At 63.4% G+C, this 18,752-nt stretch carries 19 protein-coding genes; 9 read left to right on the top strand and 10 right to left on the bottom strand.

The genetic code is table 11. The features are described from left to right. Window position 1 precedes the first annotated feature (1 nt). The 7 genes from BUB53_RS01060 to BUB53_RS01030 all read left to right on the top strand — a co-directional run bounded on the left by BUB53_RS01060 (window position 2) and on the right by BUB53_RS01030 (window position 6,174). A complete protein-coding gene (locus BUB53_RS01060) occupies window positions 2-682 on the top strand; it encodes an OmpH/Skp family outer membrane protein (RefSeq protein ID WP_073031744.1) in 681 nt (226 codons plus the stop codon). Window positions 683-751: 69 nt separating this feature from the next. Further along, window positions 752-1,216 (top strand): 3-hydroxyacyl-ACP dehydratase FabZ, encoded by a 465-nt coding sequence (fabZ, locus tag BUB53_RS01055; RefSeq protein WP_073033652.1) that lies wholly within the window; start codon window positions 752-754, stop codon window positions 1,214-1,216. A gap of 5 nt (window positions 1,217-1,221) precedes the next feature. Then, window positions 1,222-2,025 carry an acyl-ACP--UDP-N-acetylglucosamine O-acyltransferase gene (gene lpxA / locus BUB53_RS01050; protein ID WP_073031742.1) on the top strand — a complete coding sequence of 268 codons (804 nt, stop codon included), beginning with the start codon at window positions 1,222-1,224 and terminating at the stop codon, window positions 2,023-2,025. 3 nt (window positions 2,026-2,028) lie between these two features. Then, window positions 2,029-2,835, top strand: a complete 807-nt coding sequence (locus BUB53_RS01045; protein WP_073031740.1) for an LpxI family protein — start codon at window positions 2,029-2,031, stop codon at window positions 2,833-2,835. Further along, a complete protein-coding gene (lpxB, locus tag BUB53_RS01040; RefSeq protein WP_073031738.1) occupies window positions 2,835-3,995 on the top strand; it encodes a lipid-A-disaccharide synthase in 1,161 nt (386 codons plus the stop codon). Before BUB53_RS01045 ends, lpxB begins: the two co-directional genes overlap by 1 nt. A gap of 28 nt (window positions 3,996-4,023) precedes the next feature. Continuing rightward, window positions 4,024-4,566: a PACE efflux transporter gene (locus BUB53_RS01035; protein ID WP_308424291.1), complete on the top strand. Its 543-nt coding sequence runs from the start codon at window positions 4,024-4,026 to the stop codon at window positions 4,564-4,566. Window positions 4,567-4,827: 261 nt separating this feature from the next. Next, entirely contained in the window at window positions 4,828-6,174 is a 1,347-nt protein-coding gene (locus BUB53_RS01030) for a hypothetical protein (protein WP_143163104.1), read from the top strand. Window positions 6,175-6,677: 503 nt separating this feature from the next. Here BUB53_RS01030 and BUB53_RS01025 read toward each other — a convergent pair. Then, a complete protein-coding gene (locus BUB53_RS01025; RefSeq protein ID WP_373285758.1) occupies window positions 6,678-7,571 on the bottom strand; it encodes an NAD(P)-dependent oxidoreductase in 894 nt (297 codons plus the stop codon). A gap of 62 nt (window positions 7,572-7,633) precedes the next feature. Between BUB53_RS01025 and BUB53_RS01020 the strand changes: the two genes are divergently transcribed. After that, window positions 7,634-10,108 carry a penicillin acylase family protein gene (locus BUB53_RS01020; RefSeq protein ID WP_073031728.1) on the top strand — a complete coding sequence of 825 codons (2,475 nt, stop codon included), beginning with the start codon at window positions 7,634-7,636 and terminating at the stop codon, window positions 10,106-10,108. A 6-nt stretch (window positions 10,109-10,114) separates the two neighbouring features. On the opposite strand, the gene BUB53_RS01015 is transcribed toward BUB53_RS01020, so the two are convergent. From BUB53_RS01015 to infC, 3 genes are all read right to left on the bottom strand, one after another. Next, complete coding sequence (locus tag BUB53_RS01015; RefSeq protein WP_200797765.1) at window positions 10,115-10,774, bottom strand: dienelactone hydrolase family protein; 660 nt, start codon at window positions 10,772-10,774, stop codon at window positions 10,115-10,117. 75 nt (window positions 10,775-10,849) lie between these two features. Then, window positions 10,850-11,449, bottom strand: a complete 600-nt coding sequence (locus tag BUB53_RS01010; RefSeq protein WP_073031726.1) for an SAM-dependent methyltransferase — start codon at window positions 11,447-11,449, stop codon at window positions 10,850-10,852. A gap of 196 nt (window positions 11,450-11,645) precedes the next feature. Continuing rightward, entirely contained in the window at window positions 11,646-12,104 is a 459-nt protein-coding gene (infC, locus tag BUB53_RS01005) for a translation initiation factor IF-3 (RefSeq protein WP_327213535.1), read from the bottom strand. A 292-nt stretch (window positions 12,105-12,396) separates the two neighbouring features. Between infC and BUB53_RS01000 the strand changes: the two genes are divergently transcribed. Next, window positions 12,397-13,173, top strand: a complete 777-nt coding sequence (locus BUB53_RS01000) for a hypothetical protein (RefSeq protein ID WP_073031722.1) — start codon at window positions 12,397-12,399, stop codon at window positions 13,171-13,173. Window positions 13,174-13,259: 86 nt separating this feature from the next. On the opposite strand, the gene BUB53_RS00995 is transcribed toward BUB53_RS01000, so the two are convergent. The 6 genes from BUB53_RS00995 to cysG form a co-directional block, all read right to left on the bottom strand. Next, window positions 13,260-14,111 carry a ferredoxin--NADP reductase gene (locus BUB53_RS00995; RefSeq protein WP_073031710.1) on the bottom strand — a complete coding sequence of 284 codons (852 nt, stop codon included), beginning with the start codon at window positions 14,109-14,111 and terminating at the stop codon, window positions 13,260-13,262. 70 nt (window positions 14,112-14,181) lie between these two features. Then, entirely contained in the window at window positions 14,182-14,586 is a 405-nt protein-coding gene (locus tag BUB53_RS00990; protein WP_073031700.1) for a DUF934 domain-containing protein, read from the bottom strand. Beyond that, window positions 14,583-15,317, bottom strand: a complete 735-nt coding sequence (locus BUB53_RS00985) for a phosphoadenylyl-sulfate reductase (RefSeq protein WP_073031698.1) — start codon at window positions 15,315-15,317, stop codon at window positions 14,583-14,585. The genes BUB53_RS00990 and BUB53_RS00985 overlap by 4 nt, the downstream gene beginning before the upstream one ends. After that, a complete protein-coding gene (locus BUB53_RS00980; protein WP_073031696.1) occupies window positions 15,304-16,971 on the bottom strand; it encodes a nitrite/sulfite reductase in 1,668 nt (555 codons plus the stop codon). The genes BUB53_RS00985 and BUB53_RS00980 overlap by 14 nt, the downstream gene beginning before the upstream one ends. Beyond that, a complete protein-coding gene (locus BUB53_RS00975) occupies window positions 16,964-17,272 on the bottom strand; it encodes a DUF2849 domain-containing protein (protein ID WP_073031694.1) in 309 nt (102 codons plus the stop codon). The genes BUB53_RS00980 and BUB53_RS00975 overlap by 8 nt, the downstream gene beginning before the upstream one ends. A gap of 1 nt (window position 17,273) precedes the next feature. Continuing rightward, entirely contained in the window at window positions 17,274-18,668 is a 1,395-nt protein-coding gene (cysG, locus tag BUB53_RS00970; protein WP_073031692.1) for a siroheme synthase CysG, read from the bottom strand. Window positions 18,669-18,752 lie beyond the last annotated feature (84 nt).

The following is an 18,752-nucleotide window of genomic DNA, read 5'->3' as shown; positions in this document are numbered from 1 at the left end:
GATGACCTGCTTTGGTCTTGCGGTCGTCCGGCGGGTGCTGGTGGCGCTGAGTCTGCTCTGCGCTGCCGTGCCCGGCGCCGTCGCGCAGGACATGGGCGTGATCGAAAGCGATATTCTGCTGATCGACCCCGACCGCTTGTTCGCCGAAACGCAGCTCGGTCTCAGGATGACATCGGCGCTGCACGCCGAGCGCGAGGCCCTGATCGCCCGCAATCGCGAACTCGAGGCCCAGCTCGAAGCCGAAGAAAAGGCGCTGACCGATCTTCGCGCCGAAACCAGCCCCGAAGAGTTTCGCAAGCTGGCCGATACCTTCGATTCCAAAGTCCAGGACATCCGGAGAGAAAGCGAACGCCGCGCCCGCGATCTCGAACGGAACAGTTCCCAGGCGACGGTGCAGTTCATGCGCCTGATCGAACCGGTTCTGGTCCAGATCATGCGCGAGGCCGGCGCCGCGGTGGTCATGGACAGCCGGAATGTTCTGCTGCGCGCGGGCGCCATAGATATCACCGACCTGGCGATCGCCCGCATCGACGAGCGGATCGGAGATGCAATGCCCGGCGACGCGCCGCCGGAGGACGCCACGCCAGCGCCGGATACGCCCGAGCAGGCCCCGGAGGAAGACCCGGAGGAAGACCCGCCAGCGCAGGATACCCCCGCAGAACAAGCCCCTGCGGGCGATTAGCGCCGCGCTTGCCCATCCGGGGGCGAGTTGCTAGGGAAAGCTCAGGCGAGCACAGTGAAGGACAACAGCATGACCGAGCCGTTCAAATCCGCGGATATTCACCTGATCCAGCGGATCATCCCCCATCGCTATCCGTTCCTTCTGGTGGACAGGGTGGTGGATATCGACGGCTTTCAGCGGGCGCGGGGCATCAAGAATGTCACCATGAACGAGCCGCATTTCCAGGGCCATTTTCCGGGCAAGCCGATCATGCCGGGCGTGACCATCGTCGAGGCGATGGCGCAGACCGCGGCGGTGATGGTGGGCTCGGCGCTCGGCATGGAAGACCGCAACATGCTGGTTTATTTCATGTCGATCGACAAATGCAAATTCCGCCGCATGGTGGTGCCGGGCGACGTTCTTGAAATGAAACTGGAAACGCTGCGGGGCAAGCCCGGCGGCAAGGTCTGGAAATTCGCCGGTGTGGCCGAGGTCGAGGGTGAAATGGCCGCCGAGGCCGAGTTCACCGCGATGATGGACCTGCCCAGGGAGTAATCCGCATGTCGCAGTCGTCAGAGACGTTCATTCATCCGGGCGCCATCGTTGAACCCGGCGCGCAACTGGGGCAGGGCTGCCATATCGGCCCGTTCTGCCATGTCGGCCCCGAAGTGCGGCTTGGCGACGGTGTGATGCTGAAATCGCATGTCGTGGTCACGGGCGACACCGAGATCGGCGACGAGACGGTGATCTTTCCCTTCGCCTGTATAGGCGAGGTGCCGCAGGATCTGAAATTCAAGGGCGAGAAAACCCGCCTCGTGATCGGCGCGCGCAACCGCATCCGCGAACATGTGACCATGAACACCGGCACCGCCGGGGGCGGGGGCGAAACCCGCGTGGGCGATGACGGGCTGTTCATGGCGGGCTGTCACGTGGCTCATGACGTGCGCGTCGGCGACCGTGTGATCATCGTCAACAACGCCGCTCTGGCCGGTCATTGCCTGATCGAGGACGACGTGATCGTCGGCGGCCTGTCCGGGGTGCATCAATGGGTGCGGATTGGGCAGGGCGCGATCATCGGCGCGGTCACGATGGTGACCAACGATGTCATTCCCCACGGTCTGGTACAGGCCCCGCGCGGTGAACTGCACGGGCTGAACCTTGTCGGGCTGAAACGGCGGGGGGTGCCGCGGGCCGACATCACCGCGCTGCGCGCGGCCTTTCAGATGCTGGCGCAGGGCGAAGGCGCGTTTCAGGAACGCGCGCGCCGCCTCGGTGCGGAAACCGAAAGCGACTATGTCCGCCAGATCGTGGATTTCGTGACAGGCGCGAGCGACCGCTCCTTCCTGACACCGGGGGCGGTCTGAGCCATGGCGGGAAAACTGGCCATCCTGGCCTGTAGCGGGGGGTTGCCCGTGCGCATCGCCAAGGCCCACCCGGAGGCCATCCGCATCGGCTTTGCGGGCGTTCCCAATGATTTGCAGGGCGACGTTCAGGACCATCGCTTCGAAAAGATGGGCGATCTGTTCGCGGACCTGAAGGATCAGGGCGTCGATCGTGTTGTCTTTGCCGGGTCGCTGGCGCGCCCGCCGCTCGACCCCGCGGCCTTCGATCCCACGATGATGTCGCTTGCGCCCCGTCTGATGGTCGCGATGCAGAGCGGCGACGATGCGCTGCTCAGTCAGGTGATCGCGATTTTCGAGGAGCAGGGCTTTGCCGTCATGGGCGCGCATGAGCTGGTGCCGGGCCTCACGGCGGAGGAGGGGCTGGCTGTCGGGGCCGAACCGAACGAGGCGGATTTGCAGGATATGTCACGGGCCTGGGATATCCTGATGGCGCTCTCGCCGCTCGATGTGGGGCAGGGATGTGTCGTGGCCGGCGGGCAATGTCTGGGGATCGAAACCGTTCAGGGCACGGATGCCCTGTTGCAGTTCGTGGCGCAGACCCCCGAAAAATTGCGCCGTGATTTCAAGGGCGTATATGTCAAGGCGGCCAAGCGCGGGCAGGATCTGCGGATCGACATGCCGGTGATCGGGCCGCAGACCATCGCCGCCGTGGCCAGGGCCGGTCTGGCCGGTCTGGTGATCGAGGCGGGCCGCGTGATGATCGTCGAGCGGGACAAGACCCTGCGGGCCGTCGAAGACGAGGGACTTTTCCTGGCCGCACGGGTGCTGTGATGAAAGTGTTCCTGATCGCCGGGGAGGCCTCGGGCGACAGGCTGGGCGCGGCGCTGATGGCCGGGCTGAAATCCCTCGACAACATGGAATTTCAGGGGGTCGGCGGGCCGCTGATGCAGGCCGAAGGGATGCAGAGCCTGTTTCCCATGGACGAGTTGAGCGTCATGGGGCTGGCCGAAATCCTGCCGAAATACATGCATCTCAGACGCCGCCTGCACCAGACCGCCGAGGCCGTTCTGGCGGCGCAGCCGGATGTTCTGATCACCATCGACAGTCCCGATTTCTGCCTGCGCGTGGCACGGCTCGTCAGGGCGAAAAGCGCTGTAAGAACCGTGCATTACGTGGCGCCCTCGGTCTGGGCGTGGCGCGCGGGCCGGGCGCGGAAGATGGCGGGCGTGATCGACCATGTCCTGGCGCTCCTGCCGTTCGAGCCGCCCTATATGGAAGCGGCGGGGATGGAATGCGATTTCGTCGGGCATCCGGTGGTGAGCGAACCCCAGGCCACCCCCGAGGAAATCGAGCGGTTCAGGGCCCGGCACGGGATCGACGGGCCGCTCTGGATGGTGCTGCCCGGTTCGCGCCGGGGCGAGGTGTCATGGCTGGGCGACCGGTTCTCGGATGTCGTTCGCCGGGTTCTGGCCGCAAGACCGGACCTGTCGCTGGTCCTTCCCACCACCGAAACCGTCGCCCCGCTGGTGCGCGAGATGGTGGCCGACTGGCCGGTCAGGCCGTTGATCCTCAGCCCGGAGGGGATGGACGCCGAGAGCTACAAGGCCGAAAAGCGCGCCGCTTTCGGTGCGGCGGACTGGGCGCTGGCGGCATCGGGCACGGTTTCGCTGGAACTGGCGGCGGCGCGCACGCCGATGGTCATCGCCTATGACCTCAAACCCCTGAGCCGGTTCATCATTTCGCGGATGCTCAGGGTGGACACGCTGACGCTGGTCAATCTCGTCTCCGAAACGCGCGTCATCCCCGAATTCATCGGCAAGGCCTGCCGCCCCGAGCTGATCGCCCCGGCCATGCTCGGGGTGATGGACAACCCCAGCCCGCAACTTGCCGCGATGGACCTGACGATGGACCGGCTGGGCCGGGGCGGCGAGGCGCCGGGGTTGCGCGCGGCACGGGCCGTTCTGGCGCGGATGAAAGCGGCCACAGGGTAACGCCGGCTCCGCAGGCGAAGGGGCGGCCATGTCCGGCCGATACCCGACACTGGACAGCCCCGCGCCCACCCCCTATATGACCCGTGCGAGGACGACCTCCCCCATCCGGGACAATTGCCGGGACGACCCGGACAGCAGATGGGGAAAGACCATGCGCACCACCGGCGATCGTATCCGTCACGCACTCAGCTTTGAAATCATCGGCATCCTGTTGGTCGTGCCCCTTGCGGCGACGGGCTTTGGCGTTCACCTGCACGATGTCGGTGTCGTCGCCATCGCCGCCGCGACACTGGCGACGCTATGGAACTATATCTACAATCTGGGCTTCGACCGGCTGATGATCCGGTGGATGGGCACGGTCCACAAGACCCTGCCGGTGCGCGTCCTGCACGCCGTGCTGTTCGAGACCGGCCTCCTGATGGTCACCTTGCCCTTCATCGCCTGGTATCTGGGCATGGGGCTCTGGCAGGCGTTGTTGATGGATATCGCCTTTGCGGTGTTCTACCTGGTCTACGCCTTTGTCTTCAACTGGAGCTACGATCAGGTCTTTCCCCTGCCGAAGGAGGCGTAGTATCGGGCCTTCGCGCGATTTGCAGGGGATGGCCGGATTGAGGCCAGAGTGTCGGATGCTGCGGGTGTGCACCGACGCCCGCAAAGCGCAGTAAGCGGAGTTTGCAAAGTCCGGGCTAGCTATTGAAAGCAGCCCTCAGAAAGATTGCAGCACAGGGGGGCAAGTGATTGGTAGCCGTCGCTGTTCTGAGGACGTTTACCATACGCAGGCCCCATGGTAGCTAGGGTAAAACAGGTGCCGAATTTAGATGTGACTCTCATCATGAAATTTGTTTCCACGATTATCATACTTCACCTTCTGGCCACACCTGCTCTTGCCGACTCAGCGCAAGAAGCAACCGTTGGGCATGGGCAAATCGAAGCTGCCCAACAAGCCGCTGAAGTAAGGGCCATTGTCGCGTCGGTCTCAAATCTTGTGGGGGCGGCGGAGCAGATAGCTCCCACAACTCGGTCGGCTGCATTGCGCGCATATTTACTCTTGCGAGAGGCAGATACCGCCGCTTCCCACGCTTGGCGGAAATATCCGATTGCAAGCAACCTAAACGATCTCAAAGCGCATCCTGTGGCCCAATTGCAGAACGGAGCGCTGGCCGCCGCTGCAAGCCGGGTTGCCAGTCTTTGCTATGGCCACTCGCCAAGCGATTGCCTTTTTACCGAGGCTGAAGGCATTGCCGCGCAGATCGAACAAGCTAGATCTCAGGCTATTTTGTTGAGTGAAATCACTAGAGCGCGGGCTGCAACTGGACAATTTACTGAGGCCGAGGACACTGCCGCGAAAATTGACATTGCCGGTTTCCGAGCCTGGGCGTTAAGTGATATCGCGCGGGCGCAGGCCGGGCCGGATCATTTGGCCGAGGCAAGACAAAGCTGCTTGGAAGCAGAGCGTGTAGCCGCTCAGATCGAGAATGCCAGATTTCGAGCGTCGGTGTTGAGTTATATTGCAGTGGCGTGGGTCAAAGTGGGCGACTTCGCGCAAGCAGAGCGACTTTTATCAGAGGCCGAGCGCATTGCAGCGCAGATCAAGGACGTCCTGTCCCGAGATGTGACGTTGAGCGAAATCGCAGTTGCACGCGCCGAGGCTTTGCATTTGGTCGAGGGAGAACAACTTTGGTCAGAGGCTGAGCGCGCTGCTTCTCAAATCAAGGATGCCGGTTTTCGAGGTTTTGCGTTGAGCGAAATCGCAGGGGCGAGGGCTAAGGTCGGTCAATTTATCGAGGCCGAGCGCGTTGCTGCGCAAATGAAGGACGGCTCCCGAGATACGGCATTGATACATATCGCTGCGGCTAGGGCTGAGGCTGGGCAATTTGCCGAGGTCGAGCGCGTTGCCGCTCAAATCAAGGGTGCCGGTTTGCAACCTTTGGTGTTGAGCTATATCGCCGCGGCGCGAACCGAGGCTGGACACGTGGTTGAGGGAAGGCGCCTTTGGTCGAATGCCGAGCACATAGCCGCCCAGATCAAGATTGCCAGTTTTCGAGATTCTACACTGAGCGACATCGCTGTAGCGCGCGTCGAGGCTGGGCAATTTGGCGAGGCCGAGCGCATTGCCTCCCAGATTGAGATTGTCTTTTATCGGGCTAAAGTGTTGGCCTATTTAGCCAGCAAACTTTGAAACGTGATTGGAATTGTCACTAATGGTCGTTTGCTCCTCAGTTTGGCAGCTAGCGACCCGCGCGATGTGAGGCCGCTTTGGGCTGACAGTTGCCATTTGGCCCCAATAAGGGACCGGCAGCTCAGTCCGCATACCGACCACCGGCACCATGTCCGGCTGTTGTCTGGATTGTATCCGCAGAGGTCTTCCCACTCGCGCGAAACAGCGGCCGCAGGCCGCCGCGCATCGCCAGACCGCCCGTATGGGCTGGCGATTGGGTGAGGTCCGCGCGCTGTTCCGGCCTCTTTCGGATTTGGCCAGCATAAACTGCACTGAATGACCGTCTGATCGCCATCCCGCGGCCCGGCGTTGCGCGGCTCAGTCAACGGCAACTCCGTCCCCCATAGCAGCCACGACCGTTCCGCGCAGCGAACGGCGGCACGGGCCGGACGAAAAAACCATATGGCTGTTATCGCCCTGCAAACACCCCCGCGGGCCGAGGGGGCCGCGCCCCCCTCATGCACTCAGCCTGCCAGCTTGCGCAGGCGTTTGAACAGGCTCGACGTGTCCCAGCGGCCGCCGCCCATGGACTGCACGTCCTTATAGAACTGATCGACCAGCGCCGTGACCGGCAGGGACGCCCCGGTTTCATTGGCCGTGGACAGGCAGATGCCCAGATCCTTGCGCATCCAGTCCACCGCGAAACCGTGGTCGAACGCGTCGTCCAGCATGGTCTCGTAGCGGTTCGCCATTTGCCAGCTTCCCGCAGCGCCCTGGCTGATCACCTCGACCACCGCGCGCCCGTCCAGACCGGCCTTTTCGGCGAAATGCAGCGCCTCGCTCAGGCCCTGCACGACTCCGGCGATAGCGATCTGGTTGCACATCTTGGTCATCTGTCCCGCGCCGGTGTCGCCGATGCGGCGGCACAGCTTGGCATAGGTGTTCATCACCGGCTCGGCGGCGTCATAGGCGGTCTGATCGCCGCCGCACATGATCGAAAGCTGGCCGTTCTCGGCCCCGGCCTGACCGCCCGAAATCGGCGCATCGACAAAATTCAGCCCGGCCTCCTGCGCCTTGGCGTAAAGTTCCTCGGTCACCTTGGCCGACACGGTGGTGTGATCGACGAATATCGCGCCATCCTTCATCCCGCCGAAGGCACCGTCCGGCCCAAGGCAGACGCCGCGCAGATCGTCGTCATTGCCCACGCAGGCCATCACGAACTCCGCGCCCCCGGCGGCCTCGCGCGGGGAGGGGGCCATGCGCCCGCCATGCTCCTTGACCCAGGCCTCGGCCTTGGTCGTCGTCCGGTTGTAGACGCAGACGTCATGGCCCGCCGCCTGAAGGTGCCCCGCCATCGGGTACCCCATCACGCCAAGGCCCAGAAATGCCAGTTTCGTCATTGTCTTCTCCCTTTCCATTGTCTCGGCCCGGATTTCTGACTATCCCATGCGCGGATGCAAGGAAAAACCGGGGCAGGGGCATGGCGCTGATCTTCAAATGGCTGCTGCGGCTGACGGGCGGGGCGATCGTGCTGGCGCTGATCGCCGTGCTTGTGCTGTATTTCCTGCTATCGCGCTCCTTGCCCGACTACGACAAGCGCCTCACCGTGGCCGGCACCAGCACGCCGGTGGAAATCGTGCGCGACAATGCCAACGTGCCCCATATCTTCGGCGGCAACGATGCCGATACGTTCTTCGGGCTCGGCTATGCCCATGCGCAGGATCGCCTGTGGCAAATGGTGACGCTGCGCCGCACGGTGCAGGGCCGCCTGTCCGAGGTGTTCGGCGCCCGCACCATCGAGATCGACAAGCTCATGCGCCGTTTCGCGCTCTACGATCTGGCCCGCCGTTCGGTCGCGGCGCAGGACGCCGCCACGCAAGAGGCGCTCACCGCCTATGCCGCCGGGGTCAACGCCCGGCTGGCCGAAATCAATCAGGAGGCGCTCGGGCGCGGCGCCCCCGAGATGTTCCTGTTCAATGCCCCCGTCGCCCCTTGGCAGCCCGCCGATTCCATCGCCATCATCAAGCTTATGGCGGTGCAGCTCTCCTCGCATCTGGAGAACGAGGTGCTCTACGCCCGCGCCTCGCTGGAACTCGACGATGAGGCCCGCCTTGCCGATATCATGCCCCTCGCGCCGGGCAGCGGCATCGCCGCGCTGCCCGATTACGCCGCACTCATGCCCGGTGCGCGCGCGCTGCGCCATGCCTCTCTGCCAGAGCGCCCGCGCGATCCTCTGTCGCCGTTCCACAAACGCGCCTTTGCCGGGGCGTCGAATGCCTGGGCCGCCGCGCCCGCGCGCTCGGCCTCGGGGGGGACGCTGCTGGCCAACGATCCGCATCTGGGCTTTTCCGCGCCTTCCATCTGGTATCTGGCGCGCCTGCAACTGGACAGCGGCGGCGTGATCGGCGGCACCATTCCCGGCGTGCCGGTGGTGATGACCGGGCGCAGCCACGATCTGGGCTGGGCGATCACCTCGTCCTACATGGACGATCAGGACATTTTCATCGAAAAGCTCAATCCCGACAACCCGGCCGAATACCTCACCCCCGAGGGGCACAAACCCTTCCGCACCGAGCGTTCGATCATCCACATCAAGGATGCCGACCCGGTCACCCTGACCCTGCGCTGGAGCGATAACGGCCCGATCCTGCCCGGCTCGCATTACGATCTGGCCACGATCACCCCGCCGGGGCATGTCGCCGCGCTGTCCTGGACCGCGCTCAGCGATGCCGACACCACGATGAGCGCGGGCATGAGCATAATGCACGCCAAGACGGTCGAGACCGCGCTGGATGCGGGCCGCCTTTACGTCGCGCCCTCGCAGAACCTGACGCTGGTCGATCAGGATACCATCGCCATGAAAACCGTCGGCGCCATGCCGCGCCGCAACGCGCGCCACGACACGCAGGGGCGCATGCCCGCGCGCGGCTGGGTTCGCCAGAACCGCTGGCAGGGGATCAGCCCCTATTCCGCCAATCCCGAATTCGTCGCGCCCGCGGGCGGGGTTCTGGGCAACACCAACAACAAGACCGTCGACCGGCCTTTCCCGCTGCATGTCAGCTTCCTGTGGGGCGATACGCAGCGCGTCTATCGCTGGCGCAAGCTGATGCAGAACCGCGAGGTGCACACCCGCGACAGCTTTATCGAGGCACAGCTCGACACTGTCAGCTTCACCGCGCGCTCGCTCCTGCCGCTGATCGGCGCCGATCTGTGGTTCACCGGCGAGGCCGCGCCCGACGGCACCCCCGAACGCCAGCGCCAGCGCGCGCTCGACCTGCTGTCGGAATGGAACGGCGAGATGAACGAACACCTCCCCGAGCCGCTGATCTACGCCGCGTGGCTGCGCGCCCTGCAAGACCGCCTGACGCGCGACGATCTGGGGCCGCTGGCGCATGAGTTCAGCCACCCCGACCCGGTGTTCATCGAACGGGTTTACCGCGATATCGACGGGGCTGCGGCATGGTGCGATGTGCGTCAGTCCACCCGCGTGGAAAGCTGCACCGACATTTCCCGCATGGCGCTGGACGATGCGCTGGTGTGGATCAACGAAACCTATGGCACCGCTCTGGAAAGCCTGCGGTGGGGCGATGCCCATCAGGCCACCCACGATCATCAGGTTCTGGGCGAGGTGCCCCTGCTGCGCTATTTCGTGAATATCCGCCAATCCACCTCGGGCGGGGATCACACGCTGTTGCGGGGGCGCACAAAGGGAACCGGCCCCGATCCGTTCCAGAACGTGCATGGTGCGGGGTATCGCGGGGTTTACGACTTCGCCGATCCCGACAGCAGCGTGTTCATCGTTTCGACCGGCCAGTCGGGGCATTTCCTGTCGCGCCATTACGACGATATGGCGCAGCTCTGGCGGCGGGGGGAATATATTCCGATGTCGCTGGACCCGGAACTGGCGCGCGCCGCCGCCGTGGGGATTACGGTGCTCGAACCGCTGGCACGCTGACCTCTGTCACCGGGTGCCGCGCAGATGGGTGGTGAACCACTCGACACTGTGCCGCGCGACCATATCCAGCGCGCCCGGCTCCTCGAACAGCGCCGAAGCGCCGGGAACGACCCGCAGCGCACTGTCCCGGCCAAGCATGGCTTTCGCCATGCGCCCCATGTCCAGCATGTCCCGGTCCAGTTCCGCCACGATCTGAAGGGTCGGCGCGGAGACACGGGGCAGGGCGGCCTGCGCCAGATCGGGATACCCGCCACGGGCGACCAGGGCCTCGACCCGCCCCCATCCGCGTGCGGCGGTTTCCAGCGCGGCGGCGGCCCCGGTGCCGGCCCCGAACAGCCCCTTGGGCAGCGGCGCGGTTTGCGTGTTGATCGCCGTCCAGTCCAGCGCATGCTGAACCCGATTGGCCAGCAACGCGATGTCCTGCCCATGGTGCGGGCTGGAGGCTTCGGCATCGGTCAGCAGATCGAACAGCAACGTGGCGATGCCCGCCGCGTTCAGTTGCCGGGCAACGTTGATGTTGCGCGGGCTCATGCGGTTGCTGCCCCTGCCATGCGCAAAAATCACCACCCCCGTGGGATCGGGCGGGATATCCAGAACACCATCGAGCGTCACCGCGGTGTCGTCGGTGACTATGCTGACGGAGATCGCTGTTGGGTACGGTGACATGAGGCCATACTGCCGCAGAATTCGATTCTTGGCATCAATTATGATCTGGCCGGTCCGATGCCGGCCGCCTGATGCTCAGCCGTCCTCGGGGCGGCGCGCAACCAGGTCGATCAGGGCCGACCGCCCGGCATGTCCCTTGCCTTCGCGAAGCTCTCGCTCATACGCGCGGCACTCCAGGATGTCCCACCCGTCAAAGGCATCGCGCAGGATCTCTTCGGTATACATATTGGCCGGGTCGGACGGCCCGCCGGTGCCGAATTCGATCTGCTTCGGGGTATAGCCGTGCAGCATGATCAGCCCGCCGGGGGCGACGCTGCGCTTCATGCCGTCGAACAGTACCGCGCGATCCTTCGGACCGACGAACTGGATGAAGATGCCCGCCACCAGATCGTAGGTGTCGGGCCAGTCATGGGCCAGCACGTCCACTTGCCGGAATGTCACCTCGACACCGCTCTCTTCGGCAAGGGCCTTTGCCTTGGCAATCGCCGAGGGGGCGTATTCCAGCACCGTGACCCGCATGCCCCGCCGCGCCATGAACACCGAATTGCGCCCCTCGCCATCGGCCACCGACAGCGCCGTCGCGCCGGGGGTCAGCAGATCGACGTGATCGGTCAGAAAGACCGCCGGGGCGCGTCCGAAAACATAGTCCGGCGTGGCAAACCGCTCTTCCCACATTGTGCGCTCTCCTTGTCCTGGGTCTGTTCGCCCGAGTCGGTCGGGGGCAGGTCGTTGCGGATAAAAAACCCCTCGCACCGGTGGGTGCAAGGGGGTGTTTGTGTCCATCATGGACGCGCTCTTTCGTGAAAGCCCCGGATTTCGTACAAAACCCGCGTACACTTCGTACGTTTTGTACGAAACGGATGGCCCGACCTCAGCGCGCGATGGGGCCGATCACCATGATCATCTGACGGCCTTCCATCTTCGGCATGTTCTCGACCTTGCCGATGTCCTTGACGTCTTCGGCCACCCGGTTCAGCAGGTCGCGGCCCAGGTCCTGGTGCGCCATTTCGCGACCGCGAAACCGCAGCGTGACTTTGACTTTGTCGCCTTTTTCAAGAAATTTCAGTACGTTACGCATCTTCACGTCATAGTCATGCGTGTCGGTGTTGGGCCGGAACTTGACCTCCTTCACCTCGATGGTTTTCTGCTTCTTGCGCGCTTCGGCCTCGCGCTTCTGCTGTTCGTACTTGTACTTGCCATAGTCCATGATCTTGCAGACCGGCGGGGTGGCGTTGGGCGAAATTTCAACCAGATCCAACCCGGCCTGCTCGGCCATCTCCATCGCACGCTCTGGTGTCACGACGCCAACGTTTTCCCCTTCGGCGCCGATCAGGCGAATTTCGGGAGCACGGATTTTGTCGTTGACGCGGGGGCCTGTATCACGGGTCGGGGGCGCGTTATGCGGTCTGCGGGCTATGGCTTTGATCCTTCGGTTGTTGGAATATTTCGAAATCGCAAGTTAACCGCGGTATTGCGGGCTTTCAAGCTGCAAAATCGGCTGATCTGAGCCGAATCGTGTTACATTCCCCCTTGTCGCTTTCCTTTCGCAGAGTCATCTGAAAGCAATGAGATGCGTGACAGGTGGTCGCGCAGAAGACCAGTATTTTGAGGGGACTAAAACAATGAGAAACCTGCTTTGGATCGTTCTGGCGCTTGTGGTTCTGGGGGGTGGTTACATGCTCTTCACCGGGAAATCGCCGCAAGACGTTGCCGACGACGTGACCGGCGCGGTCGAAGAACCCACCGCCCTGGAAGATGCCGCCGAGGCCGCCGGCGAAGCCGTCGACAACGCGGCCACAGCCGTGACCGATGCTGCCGAAGAGGCCGCGACGACCGTGCAGGACACCGCGGAAGAAGCAGTTGATGCTGCGGGAGACGCGGCGGATGCCGCTGCGGACGCCGCCAGCGATGCCGTCGATACCGCCACCGAAGCCGCTGACGACGCGGCAACCGCCGCCGAAGATGCTGCCTCGGATGCGGCGGATGCGGCAAATGACGCCGCAGATAGTGCAGCAGACACCGCCAGCGATGCGGCGGATACGGCGGTTGAAAACGCGACCGAGGCCACCGACAGCGCCGCTGAGGCCGTCGATCAGGCCACCGATACCGCGGTCGATGAGGCTGCGGAGGCAGCGGAATCCGCCGCCGATGCCGCAGAAAGCGCTACCGACGAGGCCGCCGCGGCGACCGAAGCAGAGGTTGAAGCACCTGCCGGGGGTGTGGCCGATTGGCTGACCGTCGAGGGCTTCGACATGGACAAGGCGTCCGAAGCGATCGATAATTCGTCGATCGGTGACATGCAGAAAACCCTGCTGAAAGGATCGCTTGAGCAAGCGCAGCAAAACCCTGATCTGCTCGAAACCGCTCTTGCAAAGGTTCGCGAAGCGCTTGGCATGTAAGATCGGGTAATCAGTCTGACTACAAAAAAGAAACCCGCGCCAGACCGGCGCGGGTTTTTTGTATCGCGGGAAAGGCGTAGCGCGGATCAGTCCAGAAACGCCTTTTCGACCACGTATTCCTTGGGGTCCGAATTGGCGCCCTCGCGCAGCCCGTACTCTTCCAGCATCTCCTTGATCTCAAGGTTGAAGGCCAGGTTCCCACAGACCATCGCGCGGTCGGTTTCGGGCCTGAGCGCCTCGACGCCCAGATCCTCGAACACTTCACTCTTGCGCATCAGGTCGGTGATGCGGCCCATCTTTGGGCTCTCTTCGCGGGTGGTCGTCGGGTAGTATCTCAGTTTCTCGTGAAACCCCTCGCCGATCAGTTCCTCCAGCATTTCGTCCTTGCGGATGCCGTCGATCAGTTGCTTGCCGTATTCCAACTCGCCCACCTCGCGGCAGGTGTGGGTGATGATGACCTCATCATAGTCCTCATAGGTCTGCGGATCGCGCAGAAGCGAGGCAAACGGCGCAAACCCGGTGCCGGTGGCGAAAAACCAGATACGTTTGCCCGGCAGCAGGGCGTCATGCACCAGCGTGCCCACGGGCTTGGGCCGCAGGATGATCTCATCGCCGGGCTGGATGTGCTGCAAGCGGCTCGTCAGTGGGCCATCCTGAACCTTGATCGAGTAGAATTCCAACTCTTCGTCCCAGGAGGGCGAGGCGATGGAGTAGGCGCGCAGAAGCGGCTTTTCCTTGCCGGTCTTTTCATCGGTCTGCATCAGCCCGATCATCACGAATTCCCCCGAGCGGAACCGCAGCGAGGCGGGCCGTGACACCCGGAAGGAAAACAGACGGTCGGTCCAATGGGTCACTTCGGTCACGGTCTGCGCGTCGGGCAGGGCGGGTTTCTTGACGGCCTTGGCTGCTGCTTCGGTCACTGTGCTGATCTCGTTCATTGCTCCATCTGCCGGTTTCGTTAAACCGACACCTCTAAGTAATCTTTGATTCAGGTCAGGTGAAGGGGGTTTAGCCGCGCAGGCGCGCCTGATAATCATGTGCGCCCCAATCGGCCCGGAACATCCACTGATCTTCGGGCTGCCGTTCGGCCAGATCGTCGGCGATTTCGACCTCGTCGAAACCGGCCCGGCGGGCCATGGCGTATTGATCGGCGATCACATGGCCGCGTGCGCGCAGCCGTCCCTTGTAGCCCATCAGGCGCAACTGCCGCGCGATGGTAAAGCCGCGCCCGTCGGCAAAGCTGGGGAAATCCACCCGGATCATCGGGATATCGGCCAGCCGCCCGGCCAGTTCCATCGGGTCGGCACTGGAGGGCAAGTCGATGGCATATCCTGTCCGTGCGTCTTCGAGCGCGGAAATGGAGCCGGTCCAATCGTCGGGGGTGAACCCCTTGTCAGTCACTATGATGCTCATGCGTTCTCTCCTTGGCGGACGATCCTTCCGTTGACGAAATGGATGCCGCATTCAGTTTTGTCCTGGCCGCGCCAGCGGCCCGATCTGGGGTCTTCGCCTTCGTTCACACGTGTCGTGCAGGGGGCGCAGCCGATAGAGGGGTAGCCCCTGGCCACCAGCGGATGACGGGGCAGGCGGTTTTCCTCCATGTAGGTGCGCAGGTCTTCGGGAGCCCAATGCGCCAGCGGGTTGACCTTGATCCGGCCCGTGCCGTCCTCGGCCTCGAAGAACTCGAGCGTGGAGCGTGAGCTGCCCTGAAACCGCTTGCGCCCGGTGATCCAGCCGCCGAACCCGTCAAGGGCGCGCTGCAAGGGCTCGGTCTTGCGCAGGGCGCAGCAGGCGTCGGGCGCGGTTTTGTGCAGGGTGCCGTCGGGGTCTTGCCGTTGGAGCGCGGTGTCGGCAGCGCGGATGATGCGCAGGTCGCGCAGGTCGAGCCGCTCGGCCAGTTCCTGTTGATAAACCAGCGTTTCGGCAAACAGCATCTGCGTGTCGATAAAGATCACCGGTGTGTCGCGACGCGCGACCGAAACCATGTGCAACAGCACCACGGACTCGGCCCCGAAGCTGGACACGAGCGCCAGCTTCCCGGCGTCCGGGTCGTGCAACGCGTGCTCGAGAACCGCTGTCGCCGAATGATGGCGGTAGCGGTCATTGAGCGTCGCGACACGATTGTCGAGATCACTGGGCTGCATAGGCCTCGGCCTTTTCATAAAGGGCGCTCTTGAACGGAGGCATTCCGACGCGGCGATAGGTTTGCAGGAAAGACTCGTCGGCGCTGTCGCGGTATTCCAGATAGGTGTCCACGATCCGCTCGATCGCGGGCACGATATCATCCGCCGAGAACCCCGGCCCGGTGCGCTGCCCAAGGGCCGCATCCTGCGTATGATCGCCGCCAAGCGTGATCTGGTAGTTCTCGACGCCGGCCCGGTCGAGGCCCAGAATGCCGATATGCCCGACATGATGGTGCCCGCAAGCATTGATGCAGCCCGAAATCTTGATCTTCAGATCGCCGATTTCATGTTCTAGCTTCAACTCGTCGAACCGCGTGGCAATTTGCTGCGCGATCGGAATCGAGCGGGCGGTCGCCAGGGCGCAGTAATCCATGCCGGGGCAGGCGATGATATCCGAGATCAGTCCGATATTCGCCGTGGCCAGCCCATGCTTTTTCAGGATGCCATGGATCGCAGGCAGGTCTGATTTGTGCACATGCGGCAGGATCACGTTCTGTTCGTGACTGATGCGCAGCTCGTCATGACCATAGAATTCGGCCAGATCGGCCATCACGCGCATCTGCTCCACCGTGGCGTCGCCCGGTGTCGCGCCATGGGCCTTGAGACTGATCTGCACGATGGCATAGCCCGGCGCGCGATGTTCGGCCAGGTTGGTGTCGCACCACGAGCGGAAGATCGGATCGGTGGCATAGGCGGTTTCGTAGAGTGCCACGCTGCTCTCACGAAAGGCCGGGGCAGCAAAGGCGGCCTTGATCTCTTGGAACAACTCAAGGTCGATGCCGCTGAAGGTGGGGCGGATAATTGCGAAACGATCCTCCACCCGCGCGCGGATGTCGTCGATACCGTGTTCATGCACGGTGATCTTGATGCGGCTCTTGTACTTGTTGTCGCGCCGCCCGATCTGGTTCCAGACGCTGACCACCGCTTCGAGATAGGGCAACAGATCGTTCTGGCTGACGAAATCGGACAGCACCTTGCCGATCATCGGCGTGCGGCCCAGACCGCCGCCCACGATCACGCGATAGCCTTGCCGACCGTCGCGTTCGACGATCTGCAAGCCGATGTCATGTGCTTTGATCACGGCACGGTCATTGGGGCTGCCGGTGACGGCGATCTTGAACTTGCGCGGCAGGAACTGGAATTCCGGGTGATCGGTGGACCATTGCCGGATCAGCTCGGCCACGGGTCGGGGATCGGCGATTTCATCCGCGGCGGCCCCGGCGAAATGGTCGGCGGTGACATTGCGGATGGTGTTGCCGCTGGTCTGGATGGCATGCATCCCGACCTCGCCCAGGGCGTCCAGCATATCCGGCACATCCGACAATTTGGGCCAGTTGTACTGGATGTTCTGCCGGGTGGTGAAATGGCCATAGCCCTTGTCCCACCGTTCGGCGATATAGGCCAGTTGGCGCATCTTGGCGCTGTCCAGCGTGCCATAGGGGATCGCCACGCGCAGCATATAGGCGTGCAATTGCAGATAGAGCCCGTTCATCAGGCGCAGCGGCTTGAATTCATCTTCGGTCAGCGCGCCGCTGATCCGGCGTTCGACCTGCGCGCGGAACTGGCGGTTGCGCTCGGCCACGAAGGCAGCGTCGAATTCGGAATAGTTATACATCGGTCAACTCCGCTTGCTTGCCATGGGGATAGTTCGAGGGGCCTTTGCGGCGGAATGCCTCGCGGAAATGGGTGGGCTCGGGCCCGTCCGGGCCTGCGACGGCCTCGGCCAGATAGACGCCAACGACATCGTTGGGCTGACCCTCGGCCATCAGAAGGCGCAATTGGGCATGAGCCTCGTCGGTGATCAGTTCGGCTTCGGACAGGTGACGCGTCCAGCGGTCATCGCTTGTCAGGTAAACGACATCGCCCTCGATCAGGGCGTTGGCGGTGACGACTTTGGGAGTGAACTCTCGGGGCATGTCAGGCAAGCTCCTGGTCTTGAAGGAAAAGGGCGGTTTGCGCCGCGCGCGGCGCAAGGCCATAGAAGGTCAGGGCGGGGCCGTTGAGCCGGGCCTCGGCCAGATCCAGCGGCAATTTTTCGAGCGTGGTGGCAAGCGTGCGCTGATCGGGGCGGGAGGCGTTCTCGATCACCGTTACCGGCGTGGCGCGATCCGCGCCGTGCATGATCAGCCGTCCCTGAATGAAACGGGCCGATTTCTTGCCCATATAGATCGCCGCCACCTCACCGGGACGGGCGAGCGCCTGCCAGTCGTGATCGGCAAATCCCTTCACGTCATGGCCGGTCAGGAACCGGATCGACGAATTACGGCCACGCCGTGTCAGGCTCTGGCCGATGGCGGCCACACTGGCCGATGCCGCGGTGATACCGGGCACGATATGCCAATCGATATCCGCAGCTTCGACCGCGTCGATCTCTTCGTCCAGACGCCCGAAAACGGTGGGATCACCCCCCTTGAGGCGCACCACCTGCGCGCCTTGGGCGGCATGGGACACGATCAGGCGATTGATTTCGTCCTGATCCATGGAGGGGCCAAAGCCTTGCTTACCAGCGTCGATCAGCGTCGCCTCCCGGCGGGCGAGTTCGAGGATTTCCGGCGCGACCAGCCGGTCGTGGATCACCACATCCGCCGCGTCGAGCGCCTTGCGCGCCTTGAGGGTCAATAGCTCCGGGTCGCCCGGTCCCGCCCCGACGAAGGCCACATGGCCGGGGAGTTGCTCGGCTTTTTCATGTTTTTCAACAAGCGCTTGCAGGGCCTTGTTCACCTCTGCTTCGCCACCGCGATCCAATGCGCGCGGACCTTCGTTGAAATAATAATCCGCCCAGAAATCGCGGCGGACACGGCCCATGGGCAGGATATCGGCCATTTTGCGAAACGCCTTGCCGATCCGCGCCAATGCACCAAGGGTTGCGGGCAGTTTCGCCTCGAGATCGGCCTTGATCGCGCGGGCCAGGACCGGCGCGGCGCCTTCGGTGCCGATGGCGACGGTCACCGGGTCACGATCGACGATAGCGGGGGTGATGAACTGGCTGTCCTCCAGATTGTCCACGATATTGACCAATGCACCCTCGGCATGGGCGATGGATGCGGTGCGGGCGTCTTCGATGGCGTCTTCATCGGCGGCGTAGAACAGGGCGGTGTTGCGCGTGTCGCCAACGGCAAGCGCGCGGCGGTGCAGGGTCAGGCGGCCCTCGGTGGCCCAGGTCTCGATCTCGGGGGCGGGGGAAGGGGCGAAGACGACCAGATCGGCCTCGGTCTTCAGCAGCAGGCGCAGTTTTGCCAATGCGGCCTCGCCACCGCCCGAAAGTACGATGCGCTGGCCCTCGACGGACAGGAAGATGGGAAAATGTTTCATCGGTGGCCTTGGGAACCTGTTTGACTTTGGAAGTAATATAGAAAATATTCCCGCATATGCGCCATATGTTGGCGCGAATAAGGA

It is taken from the genome of Roseovarius pacificus (genome assembly GCF_900142665.1).
In the GTDB taxonomy this organism is placed as follows: domain Bacteria; phylum Pseudomonadota; class Alphaproteobacteria; order Rhodobacterales; family Rhodobacteraceae; genus Roseovarius; species Roseovarius pacificus.
The sequence above is the reverse complement of the archived record's forward strand: the minus strand, read 5'-3'. Positions and strand labels throughout refer to the sequence as shown.